This window comes from Streptomyces sp. NPDC059373 (assembly GCF_042751495.1).
Classification (GTDB): Bacteria; Actinomycetota; Actinomycetes; order Streptomycetales; family Streptomycetaceae; genus Actinacidiphila.
In genome coordinates, this window is record NZ_JBHYXC010000029.1 from 32,377 (window position 1) to 54,260 (window position 21,884).

General features: G+C 71.0%; 17 protein-coding genes. 7 read left to right on the plus strand and 10 right to left on the minus strand.

Annotation, left to right across the window (positions count from 1 at the left end; translation table 11 throughout):
- Positions 1-133: 133 nt before the first annotated feature.
- The 5 genes from ACFXJ5_RS29945 to pstC form a co-directional block, all read right to left on the minus strand.
- Positions 134-2,146: an Ig-like domain repeat protein gene (locus ACFXJ5_RS29945; protein ID WP_384637749.1), complete on the minus strand. Its 2,013-nt coding sequence runs from the start codon at positions 2,144-2,146 to the stop codon at positions 134-136.
- Between the two features lie 278 nt (positions 2,147-2,424).
- The gene (locus ACFXJ5_RS29950; RefSeq protein WP_384637752.1) at positions 2,425-5,007 is read right to left on the minus strand and encodes a hypothetical protein; all 2,583 of its coding nucleotides are present in this window, start codon (positions 5,005-5,007) and stop codon (positions 2,425-2,427) included.
- Between the two features lie 8 nt (positions 5,008-5,015).
- Complete coding sequence (locus tag ACFXJ5_RS29955; RefSeq protein ID WP_384637755.1) at positions 5,016-6,692, minus strand: substrate-binding domain-containing protein; 1,677 nt, start codon at positions 6,690-6,692, stop codon at positions 5,016-5,018.
- Entirely contained in the window at positions 6,692-7,912 is a 1,221-nt protein-coding gene (gene pstA / locus ACFXJ5_RS29960; protein ID WP_384637758.1) for a phosphate ABC transporter permease PstA, read from the minus strand. The genes ACFXJ5_RS29955 and pstA overlap by 1 nt, the downstream gene beginning before the upstream one ends.
- 1 nt (position 7,913) lies before the next feature.
- The gene (gene pstC, locus ACFXJ5_RS29965) at positions 7,914-8,933 is read right to left on the minus strand and encodes a phosphate ABC transporter permease subunit PstC (RefSeq protein WP_384637760.1); all 1,020 of its coding nucleotides are present in this window, start codon (positions 8,931-8,933) and stop codon (positions 7,914-7,916) included.
- Positions 8,934-9,236: 303 nt separating this feature from the next.
- On the opposite strand from pstC, the gene ACFXJ5_RS29970 reads away from it, so the two are divergent.
- The 3 genes from ACFXJ5_RS29970 to ACFXJ5_RS29980 all read left to right on the plus strand — a co-directional run bounded on the left by ACFXJ5_RS29970 (position 9,237) and on the right by ACFXJ5_RS29980 (position 12,539).
- A complete protein-coding gene (locus ACFXJ5_RS29970; RefSeq protein WP_384637763.1) occupies positions 9,237-10,673 on the plus strand; it encodes a purine-cytosine permease family protein in 1,437 nt (478 codons plus the stop codon).
- Positions 10,674-10,718: 45 nt separating this feature from the next.
- Positions 10,719-10,943: a hypothetical protein gene (locus ACFXJ5_RS29975; protein WP_384637765.1), complete on the plus strand. Its 225-nt coding sequence runs from the start codon at positions 10,719-10,721 to the stop codon at positions 10,941-10,943.
- 114 nt (positions 10,944-11,057) lie between these two features.
- Entirely contained in the window at positions 11,058-12,539 is a 1,482-nt protein-coding gene (locus ACFXJ5_RS29980) for an alginate lyase family protein (protein ID WP_384637890.1), read from the plus strand.
- On the opposite strand, the gene ACFXJ5_RS29985 is transcribed toward ACFXJ5_RS29980, so the two are convergent.
- The 4 genes from ACFXJ5_RS29985 to ACFXJ5_RS30000 all read right to left on the minus strand — a co-directional run bounded on the left by ACFXJ5_RS29985 (position 12,515) and on the right by ACFXJ5_RS30000 (position 18,466).
- Positions 12,515-13,786, minus strand: a complete 1,272-nt coding sequence (locus ACFXJ5_RS29985) for a DUF2079 domain-containing protein (protein ID WP_384637768.1) — start codon at positions 13,784-13,786, stop codon at positions 12,515-12,517. The two genes, ACFXJ5_RS29980 and ACFXJ5_RS29985, sit on opposite strands and share 25 nt — an antisense overlap.
- A gap of 454 nt (positions 13,787-14,240) precedes the next feature.
- Entirely contained in the window at positions 14,241-15,761 is a 1,521-nt protein-coding gene (locus ACFXJ5_RS29990) for a protein kinase domain-containing protein (protein ID WP_384637771.1), read from the minus strand.
- Positions 15,758-16,348 carry a hypothetical protein gene (locus ACFXJ5_RS29995; protein WP_384637774.1) on the minus strand — a complete coding sequence of 197 codons (591 nt, stop codon included), beginning with the start codon at positions 16,346-16,348 and terminating at the stop codon, positions 15,758-15,760. The genes ACFXJ5_RS29990 and ACFXJ5_RS29995 overlap by 4 nt, the downstream gene beginning before the upstream one ends.
- Positions 16,349-16,432: 84 nt before the next feature.
- Positions 16,433-18,466, minus strand: coding sequence for an N-6 DNA methylase (locus tag ACFXJ5_RS30000; RefSeq protein WP_384637893.1), 2,034 nt, complete (start codon positions 18,464-18,466; stop codon positions 16,433-16,435).
- A 132-nt stretch (positions 18,467-18,598) separates the two neighbouring features.
- On the opposite strand from ACFXJ5_RS30000, the gene ACFXJ5_RS30005 reads away from it, so the two are divergent.
- The 4 genes from ACFXJ5_RS30005 to ACFXJ5_RS30020 all read left to right on the plus strand — a co-directional run bounded on the left by ACFXJ5_RS30005 (position 18,599) and on the right by ACFXJ5_RS30020 (position 21,278).
- Positions 18,599-19,345 (plus strand): hypothetical protein, encoded by a 747-nt coding sequence (locus tag ACFXJ5_RS30005; protein WP_384637776.1) that lies wholly within the window; start codon positions 18,599-18,601, stop codon positions 19,343-19,345.
- A gap of 144 nt (positions 19,346-19,489) precedes the next feature.
- Positions 19,490-19,972: an HNH endonuclease family protein gene (locus ACFXJ5_RS30010; RefSeq protein ID WP_384637779.1), complete on the plus strand. Its 483-nt coding sequence runs from the start codon at positions 19,490-19,492 to the stop codon at positions 19,970-19,972.
- Complete coding sequence (locus ACFXJ5_RS30015) at positions 19,973-20,785, plus strand: HNH endonuclease family protein (RefSeq protein WP_384637782.1); 813 nt, start codon at positions 19,973-19,975, stop codon at positions 20,783-20,785.
- A 103-nt stretch (positions 20,786-20,888) separates the two neighbouring features.
- Positions 20,889-21,278, plus strand: coding sequence for a hypothetical protein (locus tag ACFXJ5_RS30020; RefSeq protein WP_384637785.1), 390 nt, complete (start codon positions 20,889-20,891; stop codon positions 21,276-21,278).
- A gap of 75 nt (positions 21,279-21,353) precedes the next feature.
- Here the strand turns inward: ACFXJ5_RS30020 and ACFXJ5_RS30025 are convergent, their stop codons facing one another.
- On the minus strand, positions 21,354-21,884 hold the full coding sequence (locus ACFXJ5_RS30025) for a hypothetical protein (protein ID WP_384637788.1): 531 nt from the start codon (positions 21,882-21,884) through the stop codon (positions 21,354-21,356).

Consider the following 21,884-nt stretch of genomic DNA (forward strand, 5'->3'; position numbering starts at 1 on the left):
TCCACCACCCAAAAAAACACCCCCTCTTTCGTCGTATGGTTCTTTCTTTTCTAAGACCCCGCCTGGGTTGGGGGGGGGCGGGGGGGGGGGCCCGCCCTCCCGGGCGCCCGCCCCCCCCCCGACTCCGGTTGTGTCAGGTGGACTTGATGGTGAAGGTCGCGCCGGACTTGGCGTTGACCGTCGTCGAGCCCAGGTAGCGGGCGTGCAGCTTGTGCGTGCCCTTCTTGAGCTTCGGCAGGGTGATGGTGACCTTGCCGTGGCTCAGCGTGCCGGTCGCGATGACCTTGGTGCCCTCGTAGATCTTGACCTTGCCGGTCGGCGTGGTGCCGGTGGCGGTGACCTTGACGGTGACCTTGGCCTGCTTGGTGTGGCCGATGGTCTTCGGCGCCGAGCTGCTGACGCTCGCGGTGGCCTTGACGATCGTCAGCTTGGCCGTGGCCTTGGACGACTTGGTGTTGGCGTCACCGGCGTACGACACCGTCAGGGTGTGCGTAGCGACCTTGAGGGTCTTCGGCAGCGAGACCGAGGCCTTGCCGCTGCTGCCCAGGGTGCCGGTGCCGAGGGTCTTGGTGCCTTCCTTGACGGTCACCTTGCCGGTCGGGACGGCCGAACCGGCGCTGGTGACGGTGACGGCGACCTTGGGGGTCTTGCCGTACGCGGTCTTGGGCGCCGAGGCCTTGGTGGTGCTGGTGCTCTGGACGGCGGAGACGGTGCCCGTCCAGGTGGCGGCGTCGCCGGCGCCGACCAGGTTGTCGGCGGTCAGCGAGACGCTGTACGAGCCGGCGGCCAGACCGGTGAAGGTGGTGGAGAGGGTGCCGGCGGCGACGTCCTTGTTGGCGACGACGCTGCCGTCGGGGCCCGTCAGGACCGCGCGGTAGTCGGTGACCGGGAGGCCGGCGCTGGTGGCGGCGGTCCAGGACAGGGCCAGGCTGCCGGCGGCCGGGGTGGCGGTGAGGGTGGGGGCGGTGGGCAGGTTGGTGACCGTACCGTTCTCCAGACCACCGAACTTGGCGTGCTTGGTGGGGTCGATCGACCCGTCGTACGACTCGTCGAGGAAGCCGAAGGCGGCGATGACGGCCTTGGAGGAGTCCGAGGCCAGTTCCGCCTTGTGGGTGCCGACGGTGACGAAGATGTCGTACAGCGAGTCGTCGTAGAAGACGCTGGTGGGGTCGATCGCCCGGCTCGGAACGACGTTGTAGACGTCGCGGCCGAAGGTGGCGTTGTTGTAGTAGGAGTCGACCGCGGTCACCTTGCCGCCGACGGTGGTGACGGGGGCGGTGTAGGTGCCCGCGGCGCCCGTCGGGTCCAGCTCGATGCCGGCCAGGTAGGCGCCGGCGGCGGCCGCGGTGCTGCTGTGGTCGGGGGCCACGCCGTTGAGCTGGGCGATCCAGCTGGCGGCCGAGAACGGCACCAGGGCGCCGGTGGCGGTCAGCGCGTCATTGGCCTGGTTCTCCTGGACGGTCGTGACGACGTCCGACTTGATGTCGGAGTCGGTGAGGCCGATGGCGCCGAGGAAGAACTTACGGGTGCCGGAGCCGGTCTGCGGGATGTACGGGTGGACGGTCTGGCCGTTCACCGTGGTGAGCGTGCCCGCGTAGATGTCGTGCAGCTGGGCGATCGTCAGGTTCTGCAGCGCGCTGCCCAGGACGGCCACACCCACCGCGTCCCGGGCCATCGGGACATAGGTGAGGGCGGTGCCGGAGACGCTCGGGCCGCCGGAGGAGCGGCCGAAGTCGATCTGGCCGCCGACATTCACCCCGCCCGCGAGCGGGTACAGGCCGTTGGTGAGGGACGAGCTGAGCGCGGTACGGCCCGCGCCGGAGCCGTTGGGGCGCAGGAAGGCGTTGCCGCCGCTGCGGGTGGTGATGGTGGAGGTGGTCGAGCCGGTGCCCGGCTCGACGGCGTCGTACGAGGCGACGCCGTTGCCGTTCGCCTTGACGGCGGTGGCGGCGTAGCTGGTGCCGTTGACGGTGTCACCGGCGAGGGCGTTGAGCACGTCCTGCGTGGTGTCGGAGCCCACGCCGACGAGGCTGCGGAAGGTGCCCGCAGGGGTCGGGTCGGCGGACGCCGGGCTCGCGAGAGCGATGCCGCTTGCGGTGGCAACGGCAGCGGCGAGTATCGCTGCCGTAAGGCGGGTGGAGCGCATCAAGGTCTCCTGCTCGGGCTGCGTGTGTCGTGACGGGTGGTTGTGCGGTTGCGCCAGGTGGTGCCAGGTAGTGCCGGGTGGCGCCGTGCGGCGCCGGTCGTGCAGGGTGGTGCCAACCGCCCGCCCCGACTGCCTTTCGGGGCGGGCGGCCGACCTCTTCCTTTACGCGCCCCTCGCACCGCTTCGCGGGCTTCGGGACGCTGTGCCGGACTCCGTCCGGCGGGCCGGGGCCGGCGGTGCCGCCCCCGGAGCTTGGGATGGTGCTGTCATCAGCCCCGTCACCCGGGCCATCGCAGCCACCTGGGCCGTTGCAGGCGAGGCAGCAGGGTGACCGTGCGGCCGCCCGGGAGCGGGACCCGCAGTGGAAGCGGGACGCGGGGCCGGGCGCCGCCCGCGAAGGGGGCGCCGGCGGCGGCGAGGATGCCGAGGGCGGCGCCGACCGGGACGGCGTAGAACAGGGCGCCGGACGGGTCGGCCGGGGTGGTGCCCATCGCGGTGGTCTCGATGGCCTTGCCGCCGTCGTAGGACGGGGCCGGGGAGATGGCGGTCGAAGGGCCGGCGCTGCTGCCCAGGCCCTGCGGGGTGCCGTCGCTCGTCCCCGCGCCGTCGGTGCCGGTGCCGCTGGTGCTGGTGGAGCCGCTGCCCGTGGTCGTGCCGGCGCTCGGGTCGGAGGCGGACGGCTTCCAGTTGACGAGCGTGGTGGCGGCGCTGTCGGCCTCGGCGCGCAGCTTCGCGGGGAGCGGGGCGTAGCCGACCGGCAGCTCGCCGGGGTCGGAGCCGCTGGTCTGGCCGGCGCCGGCGGCGTACGTGATGAGGGTCGCGTAGTCCTTGCGGGCGGCGGCCTTGATCTTGGCGGGGCGTACGGCGGCGTAGACCAGCTCGGTGAGCGGGTAGGCCTTCGTGGTCTTCGTCGTCGCCGGGTCGATGGTGCGGACCGTGGCTTTGGCCGCCGTGCCGGCCGTCGCCGTCAGGGAGGTGCCGGTGGCCGCCACGAACTTCCCCGACGCGTTGCGCAGCCGGGCGGTCTGCAGCCCGTAGCGCTTGGCGGAGGCGGCGTCGGTGATGGTGATCACGAAACGCGAGCCGACGGTCTGCGGGCCGGGGGACTTCCACGCGGTGGGCACGCTGAGCGCGTCCCAGCTGGACTTCCAGAGCTGGTCGGCGCGGCGGGTGTGCAGGGCGCCTGAGTGCATGTCGTCGACGTACGGGTGGAAGTCGATCATGCACTGCTTGATGGTGGCGTCCGAACCCGTCGGGATCGTGCACCAGGGGTCGCTCTTGGGGTAGTCGTCCGCGCTGTTCGGGTCGAAGGCGAAGCCGGTGGGGTTCAGGTCGGCGTTGGTGCTGTAGTACGGGTTCACCCGCATGCCGTCGTCGTCGGGGACGCCGGCCAGGAAGCTGCGGGCCTCCGTGTCGGACATGATCCAGTCCCAGATCGCGCGGGCGGTGTCGGAGTGGCCGATGGAGCTGATCAGGTCGGTGTCGGTGCTCGGGTTCTCGCCGACCGACAGATACGCGAACTCCGGGTTGAGCGCGAGGAATTCGGGGTCGGAGACGAGTCCGGCGGGGTTCTTCTTCGCCCAGGCGTAGCCCTTGGCGGCGGTCAGGGACGAGGTGCCGTCGGAGGCGTAGGTGGTGGTGACCGATCCCCAGGTGGAGTTGCGGTAGGACTCGGTGAGCAGCTTGGCGACCAGGCGCGGGGTGAGGTCGATGGACTCGACCTTGCTGCCGTTGAGTTTCTTCTCGGAGTCCGGTGCGCCGGCCTTGGCTCTTCGCTCGATGGTGAAGCCGATGACGGCCCCGGACAGCGCCACGGGGGCGTAGACGGTCTTGCCGGTGGTGCCGGGCGCCAGGGCCTTCGTGGTGTACGTCAGGCCGGTGCTGCCGTCGTTCTCCAGGCGGGCGCGGGCGTCGGGCTCGCCGAGCTGGGTGTAGCCGTAGACGGTGCCGGTCGAGCAGAGGGCGGCCTGCCAGCTGGTCATGGCGTCGGCGGCCAGCTCGCTGCCGGTGGTGGCGCGCTCGTCGGAGCCGAGGGCGCAGCTGACGCCGACCGGGTTGAAGCCGAGCTTGATCGCCACTCGGTTCTTCCAGTTGGTCGACGACACCGGGGAGCCCGCGTTGACCTGCGTCTGGTCCGCGTACGGCCGGCCGTCCACGTCGAGGTGGCCCTGCGGGACGATGACCAGCCAGCAGTTGGGCTTGGCCGAGCCTCCGCAGCCCAGGTGCGGGGCCTCGTTGGCGGTCTGGACCTCGAAGTACTCCTGGCCGGTGCCGTCGGAGCTGGTGCGGGCGAAGTCCACCTCGTTGGTGGTGTTGTAGTTGTAGAGCGCGTTGTTCTGCAGGTTCTTGGTGACCCAGGTGCCGTCCACGGACTTGAACGGCACCTCGCCCTGGCCGAAGTTGCCGGCGGCTCCGTAGCGGTCGTCCTGGCCGTAGTTGGTCGGGTCGGCGCTGTACGTGACGGCGCGGGTGTCGTCGTAGCCGCTGCCCGGCCAGCTGGTGCGGTTGGTGGTGGGCGAAGCCCCGTACTGGCACTGGGTTCGCGGCGGGCCGGGGTTCGACGCGACGGTGCCGTCGTCGTCGCCCCAGCACTGCATGATCTGTACGAAGTCGGTGTTGAACTGCGTACCGGCGAAGGTGGTGCCCGTGCCCCCCGTCCAGGACACGCTGACCGCCTGGCTGTTGAGGTTGGCGGTCTGGTTGACGGTGAACTTCATGTCTTTGAACTCGCCGCGCCCGGCGACCGTCACCGCTGAGTCCGTGCTCGCGGCCGTGGCGGGCTGCGCCGCCTGGGCGACGGCCGCGCCGAGCAGCGCGCCGACGAGTGCGCCTGCGGCGAGCCTGGCCAGTCTCTTCTTCATGGTGCCCCTCATGAGGACGAGTTCTTGCGGGTGCGGAGGAGCCGGGAAACGACCGAAGGGAGCAGCAGGAGGCCGAGGACGCTGATCACCGTCAGGAGCATCAGGGTCTGGGCGCTTCCCCAGCCGTCCTGCCCCGCCACGGTGACCGGCTGGGCGAGCGCGACGGTGCCGCCGGCCGCGGTCGTAGCGGCCGAGGTGGTGCCCCCGGAGGAGTTCGCGGGGGAGATGGTCTGGCCGGTGTCGGGGTCGACGGAGGCGCCGCCCGTGGTGCCGGCCGCTCCAGTGGTGCCCGTGTCGCCGCCCGTGGTGCCGGTGCTGCCCGTACTGCCGCCGGAGGACGTACCGCCGGAAGAGCCCCCTGAACCACCGCCGGAGGCGGTCGCGCCGCCGCTGCCGGTGGTGCAGGGCGCGGCGCCCTTCTTGTCACAGGCCTTGGGGTAGGGCGCGGTCTGGGCGAGTTTGTTGGTGCCGTCGGCGCTGAAGGTGGGGTTGTTGCACTTCTTGATGTCGATGGACTTCGCCTCGACACCCGGGATGCGTTTGATCTGGTCGAAGCCGGCCTTCACCAGGTTGATGGGAAGGGGTGAGTAGCCCAGCGACGGTGCCTGTTGCTGCCCCTGGCACATGAAGTAGTACGAGAACGCGCCCAGCGTTTTGCCCTTGGACTTGGTGAAGGTGCCCTCGACCTTGAGCGGAAGGATCATGTACGAGTAGCTGGAGAGCGGGTAGTTGCGCCTGTCGCTGTCGGTGTAGACGCCGTCGAGGTTCTGCGTGAGGTAGTCGGCGGAGTTCTTGTTGGTGTTGATCTTCGCCTTGAGCAGCGACACCGCGACGTTCTGGGGGGTCGGCTCGGTGTAGTAGCCGGCGTGGTTGAGCACCTTGGCGACCGGGAAGTGCGCGTTGAGCGCGTACGAGTAGTTGACGTACCCGATCGAGCCCTCGCCGTAGCCCTGGGCCACGTAGCCGGCCACACCCAGGTCGCCGGACTGGGCGATCATGCCGGAGGTGGTGGGGTAGTTCGAGGTCTGGCCGCAGGCCCCGGAGCGGCCGACCTTCGCGCAGTACGCGTTCCACAGCGACTTGTGCTGGTTGGCCATCCACAAGGTGAACTGGGCCGTCGATCCGGAGCCGTCGGAGCGGACGACGGGGACGATGGTGCGGTGCGGGAGCGCGAGGCCGGGGTTGTCGGCCTTGATGGTCCGGTCGTCCCAGTAGCTGATGGCGCGAGTGAAGATCTTGGTCACCACGTCGCCGGACAGGCGGAGGTTGGTGACCTTCTTCCCGCCGATCGTGAGGTGGTACATGAAGACCGTGCCGCCCGCGACGATCGGCATGTACGCGTAACTGCCCGAGGCCGGGTTCTCGGCGGCCGAGCCGTCGGTGGGGTGCGTCTGGAACGGGATGTCGGACACCGCGTAGTCCACGGTGCCGTTCAGGAACTGCCGGCGCCCGTCGGAGGAGCCGGTGCCGGAGTAACTGATCCGCATGCCGTACTGGTTGACGTCCCGCCGCCACTCGTCGACCGCGTTCTCGGCCCACGTGGAGCCCGCTCCGGCGATCGGGGTGTAACTGGTGGCGGCCGCGGTGCCCGCGCCGGGCCCGAGCAGCACGGACGCGACCACGGCGAGCAGCGCGGCGAGCAGGGGCACGGGGGCGAACCGGCGTGCCGCGAGGTACGTGCGCATCAGGAGGTCTCTCCGGGATTCTCACCGTCGAACAGGGAAAGGGCGGGGGCGTGCTGTTCCGCGAAGCGCGCGGCGTCGCGCTTGGAGGCGCGGGCGGCGCGGCGCGCCTGCCGCTTGGTCTGCTGGCCGGGGCCACGGCCGCCGAGGATCCGGGCGACCGCGAACAGGACCAGGACCAGGGCCATCAGGACCGCCGCGGCGCCGAAGCCTCGGGCGATCATGGTCGGTTCCGGGGACTTGACGAAGGAGAAGACGGCCAGCGGCAGCGAGACCATGGGGCCGTGCACCGGATCGGCGTTGAGGGCGGCGGTGTAGCCGGCGGTGAGCAGTACCGGCGAGGTCTCGCCGATACCCCGGGCGGTGCCCAGGATGACGGCGGTGGCCAGTCCTGATCGGGCGGTGGGCAGGACGACGTGCCAGACGGTGCGCCAGCGCGGCGCGCCGAGGGCTTCCGCCGCCTCGGTGAGGTTGCCGGGGACCAGCCGGAGTACGACGTCGGCGGCGCGGATCACGATCGGCAGCATCATGACGCTGATCGCGAACCCGGCCGCGAGCCCCGACTTCTGCAGGCCCAGGCCGAGGATCCAGGTGGCGTACACCATCAGGCCGGCCACGATCGACGGCAGCGCGGTCATCGCCTCGACGATGGTCCGTACGAACCTCGAGAAGCGGCCCGGGATCTGGTTGAGGTACACCGCGCAGGCCAGGCCCAGCGGCACGGTGACCGCCAGCGCGATGGCGATCATCAGCAGGGTGCCGAGCATGGCGTGGGCTATGCCGCCGTTGGTGAGCGGGTCCAGGGGGCCGGCCTGCTGCATGTCCTGGGTGAAGAAGTTGAGGTGCGGCAGCGCCTCGCGGCCGCGGTAGAGGGTGAAGCCGACGACCAGGACGAGCGCGGCGAACAGCAGCGTCGCCGCCGACCACAGCACGACCGTCATCACCCGGTCACGGACGGCGGGGCCGTCCTCCTCCAGGCCGGTCAGCACCGCGTACCCGGCGACGAAGGCGGCGTACGCGACCACCACGAAACCCAGACCGCCCGACAGCGGGGCGAGTCGGCCGAAGAGCAGCAGCGCGACACACAGCCCGGACGCGGCGGCGCCGCACAGGGCGAGCACCCCGGAGCGGGTGGGGCCGCCGATGCGGCGGGGTGTGTCGGGGACGTCCGGGGCCGGGTCCGGGGCCGTGTCGACCGCCGGCGCTTCGTCGAGGAGCGTCATCTCATCCCTCGCTCTGTGCGCCGGACCGCGAACGGGCCACGATCGACGACGCGGTGAAGTTGACGACCAGGGTGAGCAGGAAGAGCGCCAGGCCCGCCGCCATCAGGGCCGACATGCCGAAGTCGGAGGCGTCGCCGTAGTGCAGGGCGATGAGCGAGGAGACCGAGTTGGTGCCGGTCTGCAGGATGTGCGGCTGGATGGTGAAGACCGGCGAGATGATCAGGTACACCGCGATCGTCTCGCCCAGCGCCCGGCCGAGTCCCAGCATGGTGCCGCCGATCACCCCGCCCTTGCCGTACCGGAGGACGACCGACCGGATCATGCCCCAGCGGGTCGCCCCGAGTGCGTACGCGCCCTCCCGCTCGCCCGCCGGGGCCTGGGTGAAGACCTCGCGCATCACCGAGCACTGGATCGGCGCGACCATCAGCGCGACCACGATCCCGGCGACGAAGGTGGACGCGGTGTAGACACTCGCGGAGGCGAGTGGCTGGCCGGGCTGGGCGCCGTCCACGTGCAGGAAGGGGATCCACCCGAACCAGTCGGAGAGCCACCGCGACAGCCCGATGACGTTCTTCTGCAGGAAGAACAGCCCCCACAGCCCGTAGACCACGGACGGCACCGCCGCCATCAGGTCGACCATCGCCACCAGCGTGCGGCGCAGCCGGCGCGGCGCGACGTCGGAGATGAACAGCGCCGTGCCGAGCGCCAGCGGTACGGAGATCGTGACCGCGACGGCGGCGATCAACAGGGTGCCGGTCAGGACAGCGGCGATGCCGAAGTGGTGGACGTCGGGCTGCCACTGCGCGGTGGTGAGGAACGAGAAGCCGGTCGCGCGCAGCGCCTGGGCCGCCCTCAGCAGCAGGAACACACCGACCGCCGCCATGATGGCGAGCACCACGGCCCCGGCGGCGGTCAGTTGGTACCGGAAGATCCGGTCGCCGGTGCCGCGTGCCGCGCCCAGCCGGCGCGGGATGTCGTCGTGGAGGCCGGGTCTTCCGGACCCCGATTCTGCGGATGCCATCGTGGCTCCCCCCACATGTCAGGCGGCGCGAGCGACTGCGGTGTCGCGCCGGGGAGAGTCAATGGCTGAAAAGTGTCGCGCCACCACGTCGTTGCTTACGGCGGGGCGAACAGTGGATGTTCACGTGGTGTGGGGGCTGTGTGACGACTGAGTGAAGCCGGGTATGCGTTTGGGACATACGGACGTGACAAACGCAGCGAAACACACACTGGCCATCCTCCGCGCCCGGCCCGTACGGTCCTCCCACAGCACAGCGCCGTGCTCTCCCGCAGGCACCGCACCCAGTCACCGGAGGCACCCCCCATGGCCGAATCGCAAGCGAGGCCGGGCATCGAGACCCGGTCGATCGACTGGGTCCCGGACGGCGAACGGCACGGCAAGGTCTGGCACCAGGGACCGCTGTGGTTCCTCGGCAACTTCCAGTACTTCACCATCGCCGTCGGCTTCGTCGGCCCGTCGCTCGGCCTGCCGCTCGGGCCGACCGTCCTCGCCGGCGTGCTCGGTATCGTGGTCGGCACACTGTTCATGGCCTTCCACGCCTCGCAGGGCCCGGTGCTGGGGCTGCCGCAGATGATCCAGTCGCGGGCCCAGTTCGGCTACCGCGGGGTGATCGTGGTGCTGGCGGCGACGATCTTCACGTACGTCGGCTTCAACGTCGCGGACCAGGTCCTGCTGTCGCAGGGCCTGAACGGCATCTTCGGCTGGGACCCGACGCTGGTCGCGGTGGGCTCGGCCGTGGTGGCGGTGCTGCTGGCGGTGTACGGCCACGACTGGCTGCACCGGGTCTTCCGGTGGCTGCTGTACGTGTCGCTGCCGCTGATGCTGCTGGTCACCTTCGGCGTCCTCACCGGTCAGGCCGGCGGCGGCCATGTCCCCAACCAGCATCTGGCGTTCAGCTGGGCGGCGTTCTTCGCCCAGTTCTCGGCGGCGGCCGCGTACAACATCACGTACGCGCCCTACGTCTCGGACTACTCGCGCTATCTCCCGCGTACGACCTCGCCCAAGGCACTGATCGCCTCGGTCTTCTTCGGCGCCTCCGGGTCGGCGGTGTGGCTGATCTCGCTCGGCGCCTGGCTGGCGCTGCGGCTCGGGGCCGGTGACGGGCTGGTCGGGCTGCGGGAGGCCGGCGACCACGTGCTGCCGGGGCTGGGCGCGGCGGCGGCCGTACTGTCCGCGCTGAGCCTGGTGGCGACCATGGGCATGAACGCGTACGGCGGCATGCTCACCGTCCTGACCGGCATCGACTCCTTCCGGCCCATCAAGCCGTCCCGGCGGGCCCGGGTGGTGGCGATCCTGGCGCTCGCCGTGCTCTGGTACGCGATCGCCTCGCTGATCTCGGCCGACGCGGTGGCCACCGTCTTCACGGCGCTGACCCTGATGCTGTACCTGCTGGTGCCGTGGACGGCGGCCAACCTGGTCGACTTCTTCTTCGTACGCCGTGGCCACTACGCGGTGACGGATCTGTTCACGCCCACCGGCATCTACGGCGTCTGGTCCTGGCGCGGCCTGACCGCCTACGCGGCCGGCATCGCCGCCGAGATCCCCTTCATGGTCCTGCCCGACCTCGGCGGCTGGTCCTACACCGGTCCGATGGCCCGGCAGCTCGCCGGAACCGACGTCGCCTGGCTCGTCGGCCTCGCCGTCAGCGCCGTGGTCTTCCTCGCTGTCTCCCGCAGCCGGTCGGAGACCGAGGAGTCGGCAGCGGTCGCCCGCAGCGAGGAGCAGTTGGCGACGGCGTGAATCACGCCGGTGGCGGAGCGGCGTGCGGACGTAGGCTCGGGTGCCATGGGTGACTTCCTGCCGTTCCTGGTGTTCGTCGGTTGCCTTGGCGTGGCCCTGGGCTTGGCGCAGGCGGAACGCAAGGTGCCGATGCCGTCGCCCGACGATCCCCTGGGGTGGAGCCGGGGCGAATCCCGCGACCCGGCGGACCGGCGGCCGCTTCGCCCGCACCCGCGCCGCCCACGGCTGGATCTCCGTCGCCGGGTCGCCCGCCTGTGGCGGGGCCGCTGAGCGATCGGCCGGTTGTTTCTGTTATCGCCTGCGGGTCCGGTGCGTCTCCTGTCCGAACGCATCCGGATCCGACACAGGAGTGAAGCAGTGGTCGCAGACATCAGCCGCCGGAACATGCTGAAGATCGCCGGAGCGGCGGCCGGAGCCGTCACCATCGGCGCCGGCCTCAGCGCCGGGACGGCCTCGGCCGCGGGCGCGACGTTCGCGCACCCCGGAATGCTGCACACCCAGGCCGACTTCGACCGGATGGCCGCCAAGGTGAAGGCGGGCACCGGCCTGTGGAAGGCCGGCTACGACAAGCTGGCGGCCAACCCGCGCTCATCCAGCACCTGGAAGCCGAACCCGCTCGCGACGGTGATCCGCGGCGCCGACGGTGACAACGTCACCACGCTCGCCTTCGACATCGCCGCCGCCTACCAGAACGCCCTGCGCTGGAAGGTCACCGGCGACACCGCCCACGCGGACGCCGCCCGCGACATCCTCAACGCCTGGTCGGCCAAAATGACCACGCTCGACGGCAGCGCCGACCGTTTCATCGCGGCGGGCATCCACGGCTACCAGTTCGCGAACGCCGCGGAGATCATGCGCGGCTACGACGGCTTCGACCTGGCCCGGTTCAAGAAGATGATGCTGAACATCTTCTACTCGGCGAGCAGCAGCTTCCTCGCCAAGCACAACGGTGCGTACGACTCCAACTACTGGAGCAGCTGGGACCTGTTGAGCGTGGCGTGCGTACTGGCCGTTGGCATCCTCTGCGACGACCAGGCCAAGGTCGACGAGGCCGTCACGTACTTCAAGAGCGGCAAGGGCATGGGCTCCGTCAAGCACGCCATCCCGTTCATCCACCCCGGTGGCCTCGGGCAGATGGTCGAGGTCGGCCGCGACCAGGGGCACGCCCTGCTGAGCGTCGGCCTGATGGGCACCATCTGCGAGATGGCGTGGAACCAGGGCATCGATCTGTACGGCTACGACGACAGCCGGGTCCTCAAGGGCGTCGAGTACGCCGCCAAGTGGAACCTGGGCCACGACGTCCCCTTCACCCCCTGGACCTGGAACTACGGCGCGCCGGGCGTCTGGTCGGGCTCGCAGACCCTCACGGCCGCCTCCGGGGCCAGCCGCGGCCAGGTGCGCCCGATCTGGGAGAGCCTCTACAACCACTACGTGAACCGCCGAGGCCTCGACGCGCCGTACGTGAGCGCCATGGCCGCCAAGGTCCGGCCCGAGGGCGGCGGCGGCGACTACGGCACCGGCGGCGGCCTCGACCACCTCGGCTTCGGAACCCTGGCCTTCACCCGGCCCAAGGCCACCGGCGCCTCGGCGACGGCGAGCCCCACGGTGGCCGCGTCGGCCTCGGCTTCGGGCGGCGCCTCCTCCTCCTCCTCCGCGTCGGCCTCTGCCGGTGGTTCCGCCTCCTCCGTCGGCACCGCCACGGCCAGTCCCGCCTCCTCCGCCAGCCCGCTCGGCGGCACCTCCGACCTGGCAGACACCGGGTCGAGCGACATCGCGGGCTGGAGCGCCGCCACCGGCATCACCGCCCTCGCGGGCGGCCTGCTCCTGCTGCGCCGGCGCGGTCAGACCCGCCGCAACACCCAGTAGCCGGCCTCGTCCGCCACGATCCGGTACGTCGCGTCCGGGTGCAGCTGGTGGGCGTACGTCAGGATCTCCGCGGCCGACTTGTCCGTCTCTTCCAGTGCGATGTAGCCCGGCACGATGCCCTGGGTGTTGGTCACCCACAGCACCCGGCACCGGTTGGTGAGATGCGCGAGCGGTCCGATGTCGGCCTCGACGGTCGCTCCGTCGGGGACCGCCGCGAGCACGCGGGCGGCCGCCGCCGCCCGCGTGCCGGGGTCGTACACGGCCGTACGGGTCAGCTCGGCCAGCGGCAGTGTCGTACTCAGCGCCAGCGCGGCCGCCAGCGACGCGGCCGGGACGTGGGCGGCGTACCTGCGCAGCCATGGGCGCCGACTGCGCAGGGCCGGGCCCAGAGCGTCGACCAGGGCGAGGGCGACGACCGGCATGAGGACGGCGTTGTAGTGCCAGTCCGTACCCCAGTAGTGGCTGTCGCCCGAGGTGAACCGCCAGGCCAGGGTCGGCAGGGCGGCCAGCAGCAAGGGTGAGCGCAGAGCGAGCAGACCGCTGGTTGGCAGCAGCACCCAGAGCAGGGTGCGCAGCTTCTGGTCCGCGCCGCCGACCAGGTGCCCGAGGATGCTGCCGCTGGCGTCCGCGCCCATCTTCGCCCAGTAGCCGTAGCTCCCGGTCGCGTTGAAGGCCGGTATGACATACGCCAGTTCCACCTCGCTGGCCATCACCCCGAACGCCATCAGCCCCACCGCGTACGTCACCGCCCTCGGGTCCGTCCGCCGCGCCCTCAGCGCCACGATCGCCCCGATCGCTGCCGCCGTGACCCCCAGGTCCTCCTTCACCAGCACCAGCGGCGCCGCCCACCACAGAGCGGCCCGCCACCGCTGCCGCAGCACCGCCTCCAGCGCGAACGCCACCAACGGCACCGCGAAGCAGACCTCATGGAAGTCGAAGTCCACCGCCCGCTGTATCCCCCACGACAGCCCGTACGCCGCCCCCACCGCGAACCCCCGCCCCCGCCCCAACGCCCGCGCCGCCGCCCGCGTCACCGGCACCGCCGACACCGCGAACAGCGCCGCCTGCGCCACCAGCAGCGTCACCGCGCTCGGGAAGATCCGGTAGAACGGCGCGACCAACGCCGTCACCGGGCTGAAGTGGTCGCCCAGCAGGTTGAACCCCGGCCCCTTGATATCCGCCACCGGCGCCCTCACATGCGCGTAACCCCGCACCGCCTGCTCGAATATCCCCAAGTCCCACGACATCGTCCCCATCCCCCGGAACCGACCCACCGAGATCGCCGCATACGCCCCGAACAGGGCTGCCGCCAGCCAATACGGTTCCCCCTGCCGCCGCGTCCGCGGTCCGCCGGCTGTGGATGAGGGTGCGGTTCTGGTCCTGGAATCGAGCATCGTCGCCCAAGTATGCGAACCCCACCTGTGTGTTCTCCCCCCCGGGTTGGGGGTAGGCCGTCCTCCCCCAGCTAGACGCTGGGAGGTGCCCCCAAGGCGGGACGGGCTGGCCCAACCCGGCCACGGACCGTAAGCCGCCGACGCACCCCGGACACCCACCGTCGTGCTGCGGGCCCGTCGCCGGGCGCGGGCGGGTTGGGCCAGCCCTCCCCCAGCCTTCGGCCGGGGGGACCCCCACCTCGCTTCGCTCGCCTCAGGCGAGCGGCCTACCCCCAACCCACCGGTCAGCGTGGGCGGGCGCCCCCGGCTACCGGCGGACCTGGCTCAGCCAGGACAGCGTGCGGCGCAGCTCCGCCGCGAAGGGGTGGTGGGGGCCGTGGACGCGGTCGGCGTCGTACAGCAGGCGCGACAGCACGTCGTGCGCGGCGGCGCGGTCGCCGACCGACAGCAGCAGATGCCCGATGCGGCGCCGGACCTCCAGCGGCAACGCCGGATCCGTGGCGCGGTACTGCTCGAAGTAGGGCAGCAGGGTGCGGTATTCGGTGAGCGCGGCGGCGGCGTCGCCGAGTTGCTCGAGGCACTGCGCGGCCTCGTAGCGGTACTGGAGGGACGCACGGCCCGCAGGACCGGAGTCGGCGGCATGCTCGTCGGCGAGGCGGCGGAGCTCGGGCAGGGCGCGGCGGTACTGGCCGTCCTCCATCAGCGTGGCGGCGTACTGCTTGCGCAGCATCCGCACGACCGGTGAGTGCTCGCCGTGCTTCTGCTCGGCGGCGGGGAGGACGCCGCCGAGGATGTCGACGGCCTGGGTGATGCGGCCGGCGTCGAGGAGGCGCTTGACCTCGTCGACGGCTTCGGCGATGCCGGTGGAGCCGGTGGGAGGGGGCGCCGGAGTCTCGCTGGGGGGCGCGGCGGGGCGGTCGGGCCAGGGGGCGTGGGGGCGGAGGAAGGGGCGGCTGGGGTCCATCGGGCCGATCAGCCGGTGGTGCGGGCCCGGCACGGGAAGCAGGGTGGCGAGCCTGCGGTAGGTCTCCTGGGCGTCGGGGAGCCGGTGTTGCGGGTCCTTCGCGAGGAGCTGGAGCACCAGGGCCTCCAGCGGCTCGGGCACTTCGGGCCGTACCTGCCGCAGCGGCACCGGCGCCTCGTACAGGTGGCGGTGGAGCACGCCGAGGGCCGTCGACCCGGCGAAGGGGACGTTGCCGCTGACCAGTTCGTGGAGCAGGACGCCGAGTGCGTAGAGGTCCGTACGGGGGCCGACGGCGCCGCCCATGGCCTGCTCGGGGGCCATGTAGGCGGGCGTGCCGATGGGGGTGCCGGTGTGGGTGAGCCGGGTCGTGTCCGTGTCGAGCACCGAGGCGACGCCCAGGTCGAGGACGGTGATCGACCCGTCGGGCCGGACCATCACATTGCGGGGCTTGAGGTCGCGGTGGACGATCGGCACCGCGTGCACGGCGGACAGCACGGCGCACAGCTGCGCGGCGACGGCGACCGCCCAGGGCCAGGGGTACGGATCGTGCTCGGCGAGATGGTCGGCGAGGTCGGCGCCCTCGACGTACTGCATGACCAGGTACAGCTCGTCGCCGTCGCTGCCGGCGTCGTGGACGGTGACCAGGCCGGGGTGGTCGACCTGGGCGGTGACCCGGCACTCGCGCTCGAAGCGGCCGCGCAGCTCGGTCACGTCCTCGCCGCCGGCGACCTTGTCGGGGCGCAGCAGCTTGACGGCGACGCGACGGTCGAGGCGGCGGTCGTAGGCGGTCCAGACCTGGCCCATGCCGCCCTGGCCGATGACCGTGGCCAGCTCGTAACGGCCGGCGACGATCCGTCCGTTCACTGATCGCCTTCCTGCTTGCGCAGCAGGTCACTCAGCTCGTCCAGCTCGGCCCGCACCTGGTTGATGCGCGGGGGCTGGGGGACGGCGGGCGGCGGCGCGGGGGCGGGCGGGGGCGGCGGGGTGGGGGTGTGGCTGTAGGGGTTGTACTCGTACGGGCCGGGCCGGCCCGGCAGTTGGGGCTGCGGGTGCGGCTGGGCGTACGGGTACGGGGACGGGGCGGCGTACGACTGCGCGGCGGCCGCCTCCCGCGTCTCCTTGCGGTACTGGATGTCCAACACCAGGAAGTAGACCGGCGTGAAGAGCCAGAGGCCGACGAAGCCGAAGGTGCCCGTGGCGTCCGCCGGGCCGGTGATGTTGTCGCTGTCGCTGATCATGCTGAGGCAGATGCCGGGAAGGACGATCCCGACCGCCCCGAACACCACCCAGTCCATCGGGCGGCGGCGGAGCAGGGCGAGCCGCAGCAGCAGGATCCAGTTGAGCAGACTGAAGCCGACGTACCCGATCACCATGAAGAGCACGCGCAGGGCGACCGCGCCCCCGTCGCCGGTCGGGCGGGGCTGCGGCGGTGCGGTGCCGGGGCCGTTCATCACTTGCTCCCTGAGCAAACAAAAGTGCGGGTGACAGGCGAAGACTATCCGTCACCGCCGACAACCGACCCGGCGTTACCCGAACTACACCTGTGGCCCCTCCGGGCGGACCGTCCCGTCCGTCAGCCCGTCGTGGAGCCCCTGCACGAGCTGCTCGCCCAGCTGCCCGGCCAGCCGCAGCGTCTCCTCGAAGGCCGCCAGCGTACGGAAGCGCTCCCCGTACCGCCGTTGGTCGCCCAACGGCAGCCGGGGCAGCTGGAGCCGCCGTACGTCCAGCCGGGTCGAGGTCGAGGCATAACTGCTGGCCTGCCGGTTGTTGGCGGTGCCGCGCAGGAAGCCGGCCAGGAACCAGGGGTCGAGGGCGGCCGGATCCGGACGCAGCAGATAGAGGTTCCGGCCCAGCGCCGCGCCGGCCGTGGCCTCGTCCACCACCCGGGCCGCAGCGCCGCGCCCCAGCACCGGAACGACCACGTCCCCCGGCTCCGTGAGCACCGGCTCCTCCGGCGGACCGTCCGGCAGCGTCCCGCTGGGCGCGGTCCCGGCGAGGACGTCGTGCTCGGTGAGCACGGCCGGCCCGGGGGCGGTGCCGGGGCCGCCGGCGCGCAGCACCAGGGCGCCGGCGCGGGCGAGTTCGCCGACCGTGGTGGCCGGCCAGCGCGCGGGTTCGCCGGGCACGGCCGGGGCGGGGGCCAGTTCGGTGGTACGCCGCAGGGTCGCCGCCAGCCGGTCGCGTACGTCGGCCAGCCCGTCGGCGCCGCCGGGGTTGACGGGCGGCGGCAGGTGGCGGGCCGGGGCCAGGTCCACGTCGTCGTCGAGGAGGTCGATGACCTTCAGGGCGCGCCTGACGCCGGGCCGCTCCTCGGTCGTGCCGTGCCGGTCGAAGGACCGCCAGGCGTCGAGGACGGTGCCGCGCACGGTCTGCCAGGGCAGCTTCTCGGCGCCGGGGACGGCCAGTTGGGCGGTGTCCACGAGCAGCAGGTGCGGGGTGGGGCTGCCGCCGTTGCCGGGCCTGCGCAGCACCCACAGGTGCAGCGGGATCCCGTACGGCGGCGCGGCTCCGGCCGGCAGCGCGATCACGGCCCGCAGTGCGCCGCGCCGCAGCAGGTCGGCCCGGATCCGGCGGCCGGACCTGCGGGACGCGGCGGCGGGCGGCATCAGCAGGACGACGGTGCCGCCGTCCCGTACCCGGGCCAGCGCGTGCTGCACCCACGCCAGCTCCGATTCGGTGCGGGCCGGGAAGCCGTACTCCCAGCGGGGGTCGTAGGCCAGCTCGTCGTGGCCCCAGTTGCGTTCGTTGAACGGCGGGTGGCACAGCACCGCGTCCGCCGCGAGCCCCGCGAAGGCGTCGGCCCGCAGGCTGTCCCCGGCCCGTACGCGTACGTCGGTGGCCGGGTCGGCATGCAGGGCCAGCCGCAGCGCAGCCAGCGCCGCCAGTTCGCGGTCCGCGTCCTGCCCGGCCACGGTGTCCGGCGCCTCGGCGGCCCGCAGCAGCGCCCCGGTGCCGCACGCCGGGTCGAGGACGGTGCGGGCCGGGCCGGCCAGGGTGGCCATCAGCTCGGCGAGGTCGGGCGGGGTGAGGGTGTGCTGCCTCGGGTTGGCGTCCAGATACCGCCCGAGCAGGAATTCGTACGTCTGCCGTGGCCCCAGCTCCGCCGCCAGCTCGGAGACCCCGCGCAGCAGATCGAGCTCGACGGGGCGGCCCAGCGTGAACTGCTCGGCGAAGCGCAGCGCGAAGACCTCGTCCAGTGCCGCGGTGAGGGCGTGCGCCCTCAGGTCCGCCCAGTCGTCAGGGCGGTCCCGTACGAGCAGCAGGACGGCGCCTGCCTGGCGCAGCGCGGTCAGGGCGCCGGCCGGGTGGCTCTCGACCTGCTGCCAGACGCGTTCGCGCAGCGGGACCTCGGCCAGCTTGCCCTGGCCGCGCAGCCATGCCTCCACCTCGGCGAGCGCGAAGGCCGGGCTGGTGTCGGTGCCCCCCACCGGCCGGGGGAAGTCCGCGTGGCGGCGCCGCCAGTTGCTGACCGCGGCGCGCCCCACCCCGGCGAGCCGCGCGATTCCGGCGGCGGTCACCTCTGTTGCGTTCTCCGGCACTGACGCCCCCTTCCCTGTGGCCTTGAGCATACCGATGAAGTCGGGAGAGGTCGCTTCACGGTGTGAATTCATTTCATTCTCACAATCATGTTGACTCGGTTCACAGACGCATGCTGTGATGGCTCCATCGCCTCACGGCCCGTCATCCCAGGGGGAATCCACATGAACCAGCACGTCTTCAAGCGCGCCACGATCGCCCTCGTGGCCGCCGCCGCCCTCGGCGGCCTCGCCGCCTGCAACCCGACCGGCGGCAGCGGCACCGCCGGGCAGCAGCCCCAGAAGAAGACCATCGCCGACCTCACGGGCCCTCAGATCGCGACCAGGGCCATCAAGGCCACCAAGTCCGCCACCTCACTCACCATGGACCTCGAGGGCAAGAGCAGCGGCGAGGACATGACCTTCCACATGGCCCTGGACACCAAGGGCGACTGCACCGGCCGCATCAAGACCGGCGACGGCACCATCCAGCTCATCAAGGCCGGCGCCACCGCCTACCTCAAGTTCGACGACGCCTACTGGACGTCCCAGGGCAAGGACGGCCAGACCGCCAAGACCGTCATCGGCGGCCGCTGGATGAAGACCAAGGCCACCGGCGCCGACGCCAAGGACCTCACCAGCTCCTGCGACCTCTCCGAAGTCCTCGCCGGCTTCGAGGGCTCCGACACCGAGGCCAAGAAGGGCGCCCTCACCACGGTTGACGGCGTCCCCGCCATCACCCTCACCGAGCGCGACGGCGCCGAGCACTACACCATCTACGTCGCCACCGAGGGCAAGCCCTACCTGCTCAAGCTGGTCACCAAGGGCGGCAAGGAGCCGGGTACCCTCCTGCTCTCCGGCTTCGACAAGCCCGTCAACGCCCAGGCTCCCGCCACCAAGAACACCGTCGACATCGACAAGCTCGGCGGCTGACCCGGCCGCACCGCGGGAACGGCGCCCTTTTCCTCGGTAAAGGCGGCAAAACGCGTTCCTGGTCCACCAAAGCTGTCAAGGACATCCCCAACTTCTTCCTCTTCGGCGCCCTGGTCGGGCAACTCCGGCCGTAAAGTTCCGTTCGTGGGCATATCAAGGGCGGGAAAAGCACTGGTGGTTGTGGCGATCGGGGTCCTCGGCCTCGCGGGCTGCAAGGACACCACGGCTACCGGGACGGGCAACAACGCGGCACCCAAGGGCAGCGCCCTGGCGGCGGTAAACGACCTCACCGTGAAGGGGCGGGCGCCGAAGACGGGCTATTCCAGGGCCCAGTTCGGAAAGTCCTGGGTCGACACGGACCACAATTCCTGCGACACCCGGGACGACATACTCCAACGCGACCTGACGGCCGAGTCGTTCAAGGCGGCCCAGGGTGGCGACTGCATCGTCGCCACCGGCACGCTGGACGATCCGTACACCGGAAAGACCATCCGCTTCACCCGCGGCAAGAGCACCGTCGACATCGACCACGTCGTCGCCCTCTCCGACGCCTGGCAGAAGGGCGCGCAGAAGTGGACCCGCGACAAGCGCGAGCAGCTCGCCAACGACCTTATGTTGGCGGTGTAGATGTCTCACGGTGATGTGTCTCAGGGGTGGGGTGGCCGCGTGGCCAGGTGGTGTCTCACGAGCGGCGTGCTGCATGCCGGCGCTGCACTGGCGGCCGGGGCCGTCCTGACGGGCTGCACGGGAGGCGGACTCTCCGACGAGAGTGGTTCATCAGGCGGCGGCTCGTCAGCGTCCGCCAAGTACGGAACCAGCCCCTTGGCCGACCCCGACGGAACGAAGCCGGGGCTTGCCCCGATCCCGTCCGAGACGGACGAGGCGACAGCGCGTGAGCTGATCACCAAGCTGTCGACCAAGGGACGAGGGCCGAAGACGGGCTATGACCGCGACGAGTTCGGCTACGCGTGGATGGACACGGCGGACGGTGTGCCGCTGGCGCGGAACGGTTGTGACACCCGGAACGACTTGCTGAAACTCCATGGGCGCAACGTCGAGTTCCGTGCCGGTTCTGACTGCGTCGTCGTCTCGATGGACCTGTACGACCCGTACACCGGCAAGGACATCGTCTGGAAGAAGGCGAAGGCCACCGAGGTGCAGATAGACCACGTGGTGCCGTTGTCGTACGCCTGGCAGATGGGTGCCGCGCGCTGGGGCAAGGAGAAGCGGCAGCGGATGGCCAATGACCTGCTGAACCTTCTTCCGGTCTCGGGCTCGACGAACTCCACCAAGCGCGACTCGGGCCCGGCATCGTGGCTGCCGCCGAACAAGACGATCCGGTGCTCGTACGCGGTGCGGTTCACGCAAGTGGCAGCCAAGTATGAACTGCCCGTGACGTCTGCGGACAAGACCATGATGCTGCAGCAGTGCGGCGCTTGAGGTTCCAAGGTTCGGCAGCTCTGCAGGCCGCTCCTGTCAGGCTTGGGCACCCTCGTTCTCGTCTCCACAGGCATCCTTTGGACCACACCACCAGGAGGAACCAGTGTCGTACCCGCAACCGCTCACCGCTGAGGAGAAACTCGCCGACGCGAAGAAGCAGCTGAGCCTCCCGCGTATCGTCGTGATCTGCGGTTCCACCCGCTTCATGACCGAGATGACCGAGGCCGATCTGCGGGAGACCAAAGCCGGGCAGATTGTCGTCAAGCCGGGCTGTGACATGAAGTCGCCGCACGAACTTTGGTCCGATCCTGTCGAGGCCGAGACGCTGAAGGTTCGACTCGACGATCTGCACCGGGCGAAGATCCGGCTCGCTGATGAGGTGCTCGTAATCGGCGACTACATCGGAGACAGCACCCGAGCCGAAATCGCCTACGCCCGGTCGCTGGGCAAGCCCGTGCGGTTCACGCACCCCGAAGTCGACCCCGACGCCTGACCGCCCACCCCGGGCTGGATGCGTGGCAGTGCTACCTTCAGCAGCCGGAGAGCGCGACAGGACGGCGTGGGTGAGTCAGGGCTGCACTGGGGATGAGTCCGTGGCCGTCCTGGCGCTTTTTAGCTGCTTAACCACCCCTACCTGCTTCCCGGCCGGCTGAGCGTGAAGGCGACGGGCGTCCGCTTCCAACTCGGCGTTCCTCAGGGCGAGAATCTGGATCTGGTTTGCGTACGCCGCGACGGTGGCACGCAACTCCCGGATCTCGGCGCCCTTCTCCCGGCGGAGTTCCCGCTCGGACTGTTTCAGGCGCGCGACTTCCTGCCTGAGCTCGTCGGACTCAGGACGCCTGGCCTCGGGCGAGCTGAGAATCCCCTTGATGACTGCCGCGACGGGAGAGCGGTAGTACGAGGCTCGGGAGACGCCTGCCTCGGCGGCGATGTTCACTGCCGAGGTACGGCCGTCAGTGATCTCGGGACGGCCGAGCATGAGCCGCTCGAAGGCACGCATGATCTGTTGGTCGATGTCGGTCAGGCCGGTGTCTTCCCGGGCCAGGTGGGCGAAGGCGGTGCGGACGGCTTGAAGGGTCTCGTCCATGGAGTCGGTCAT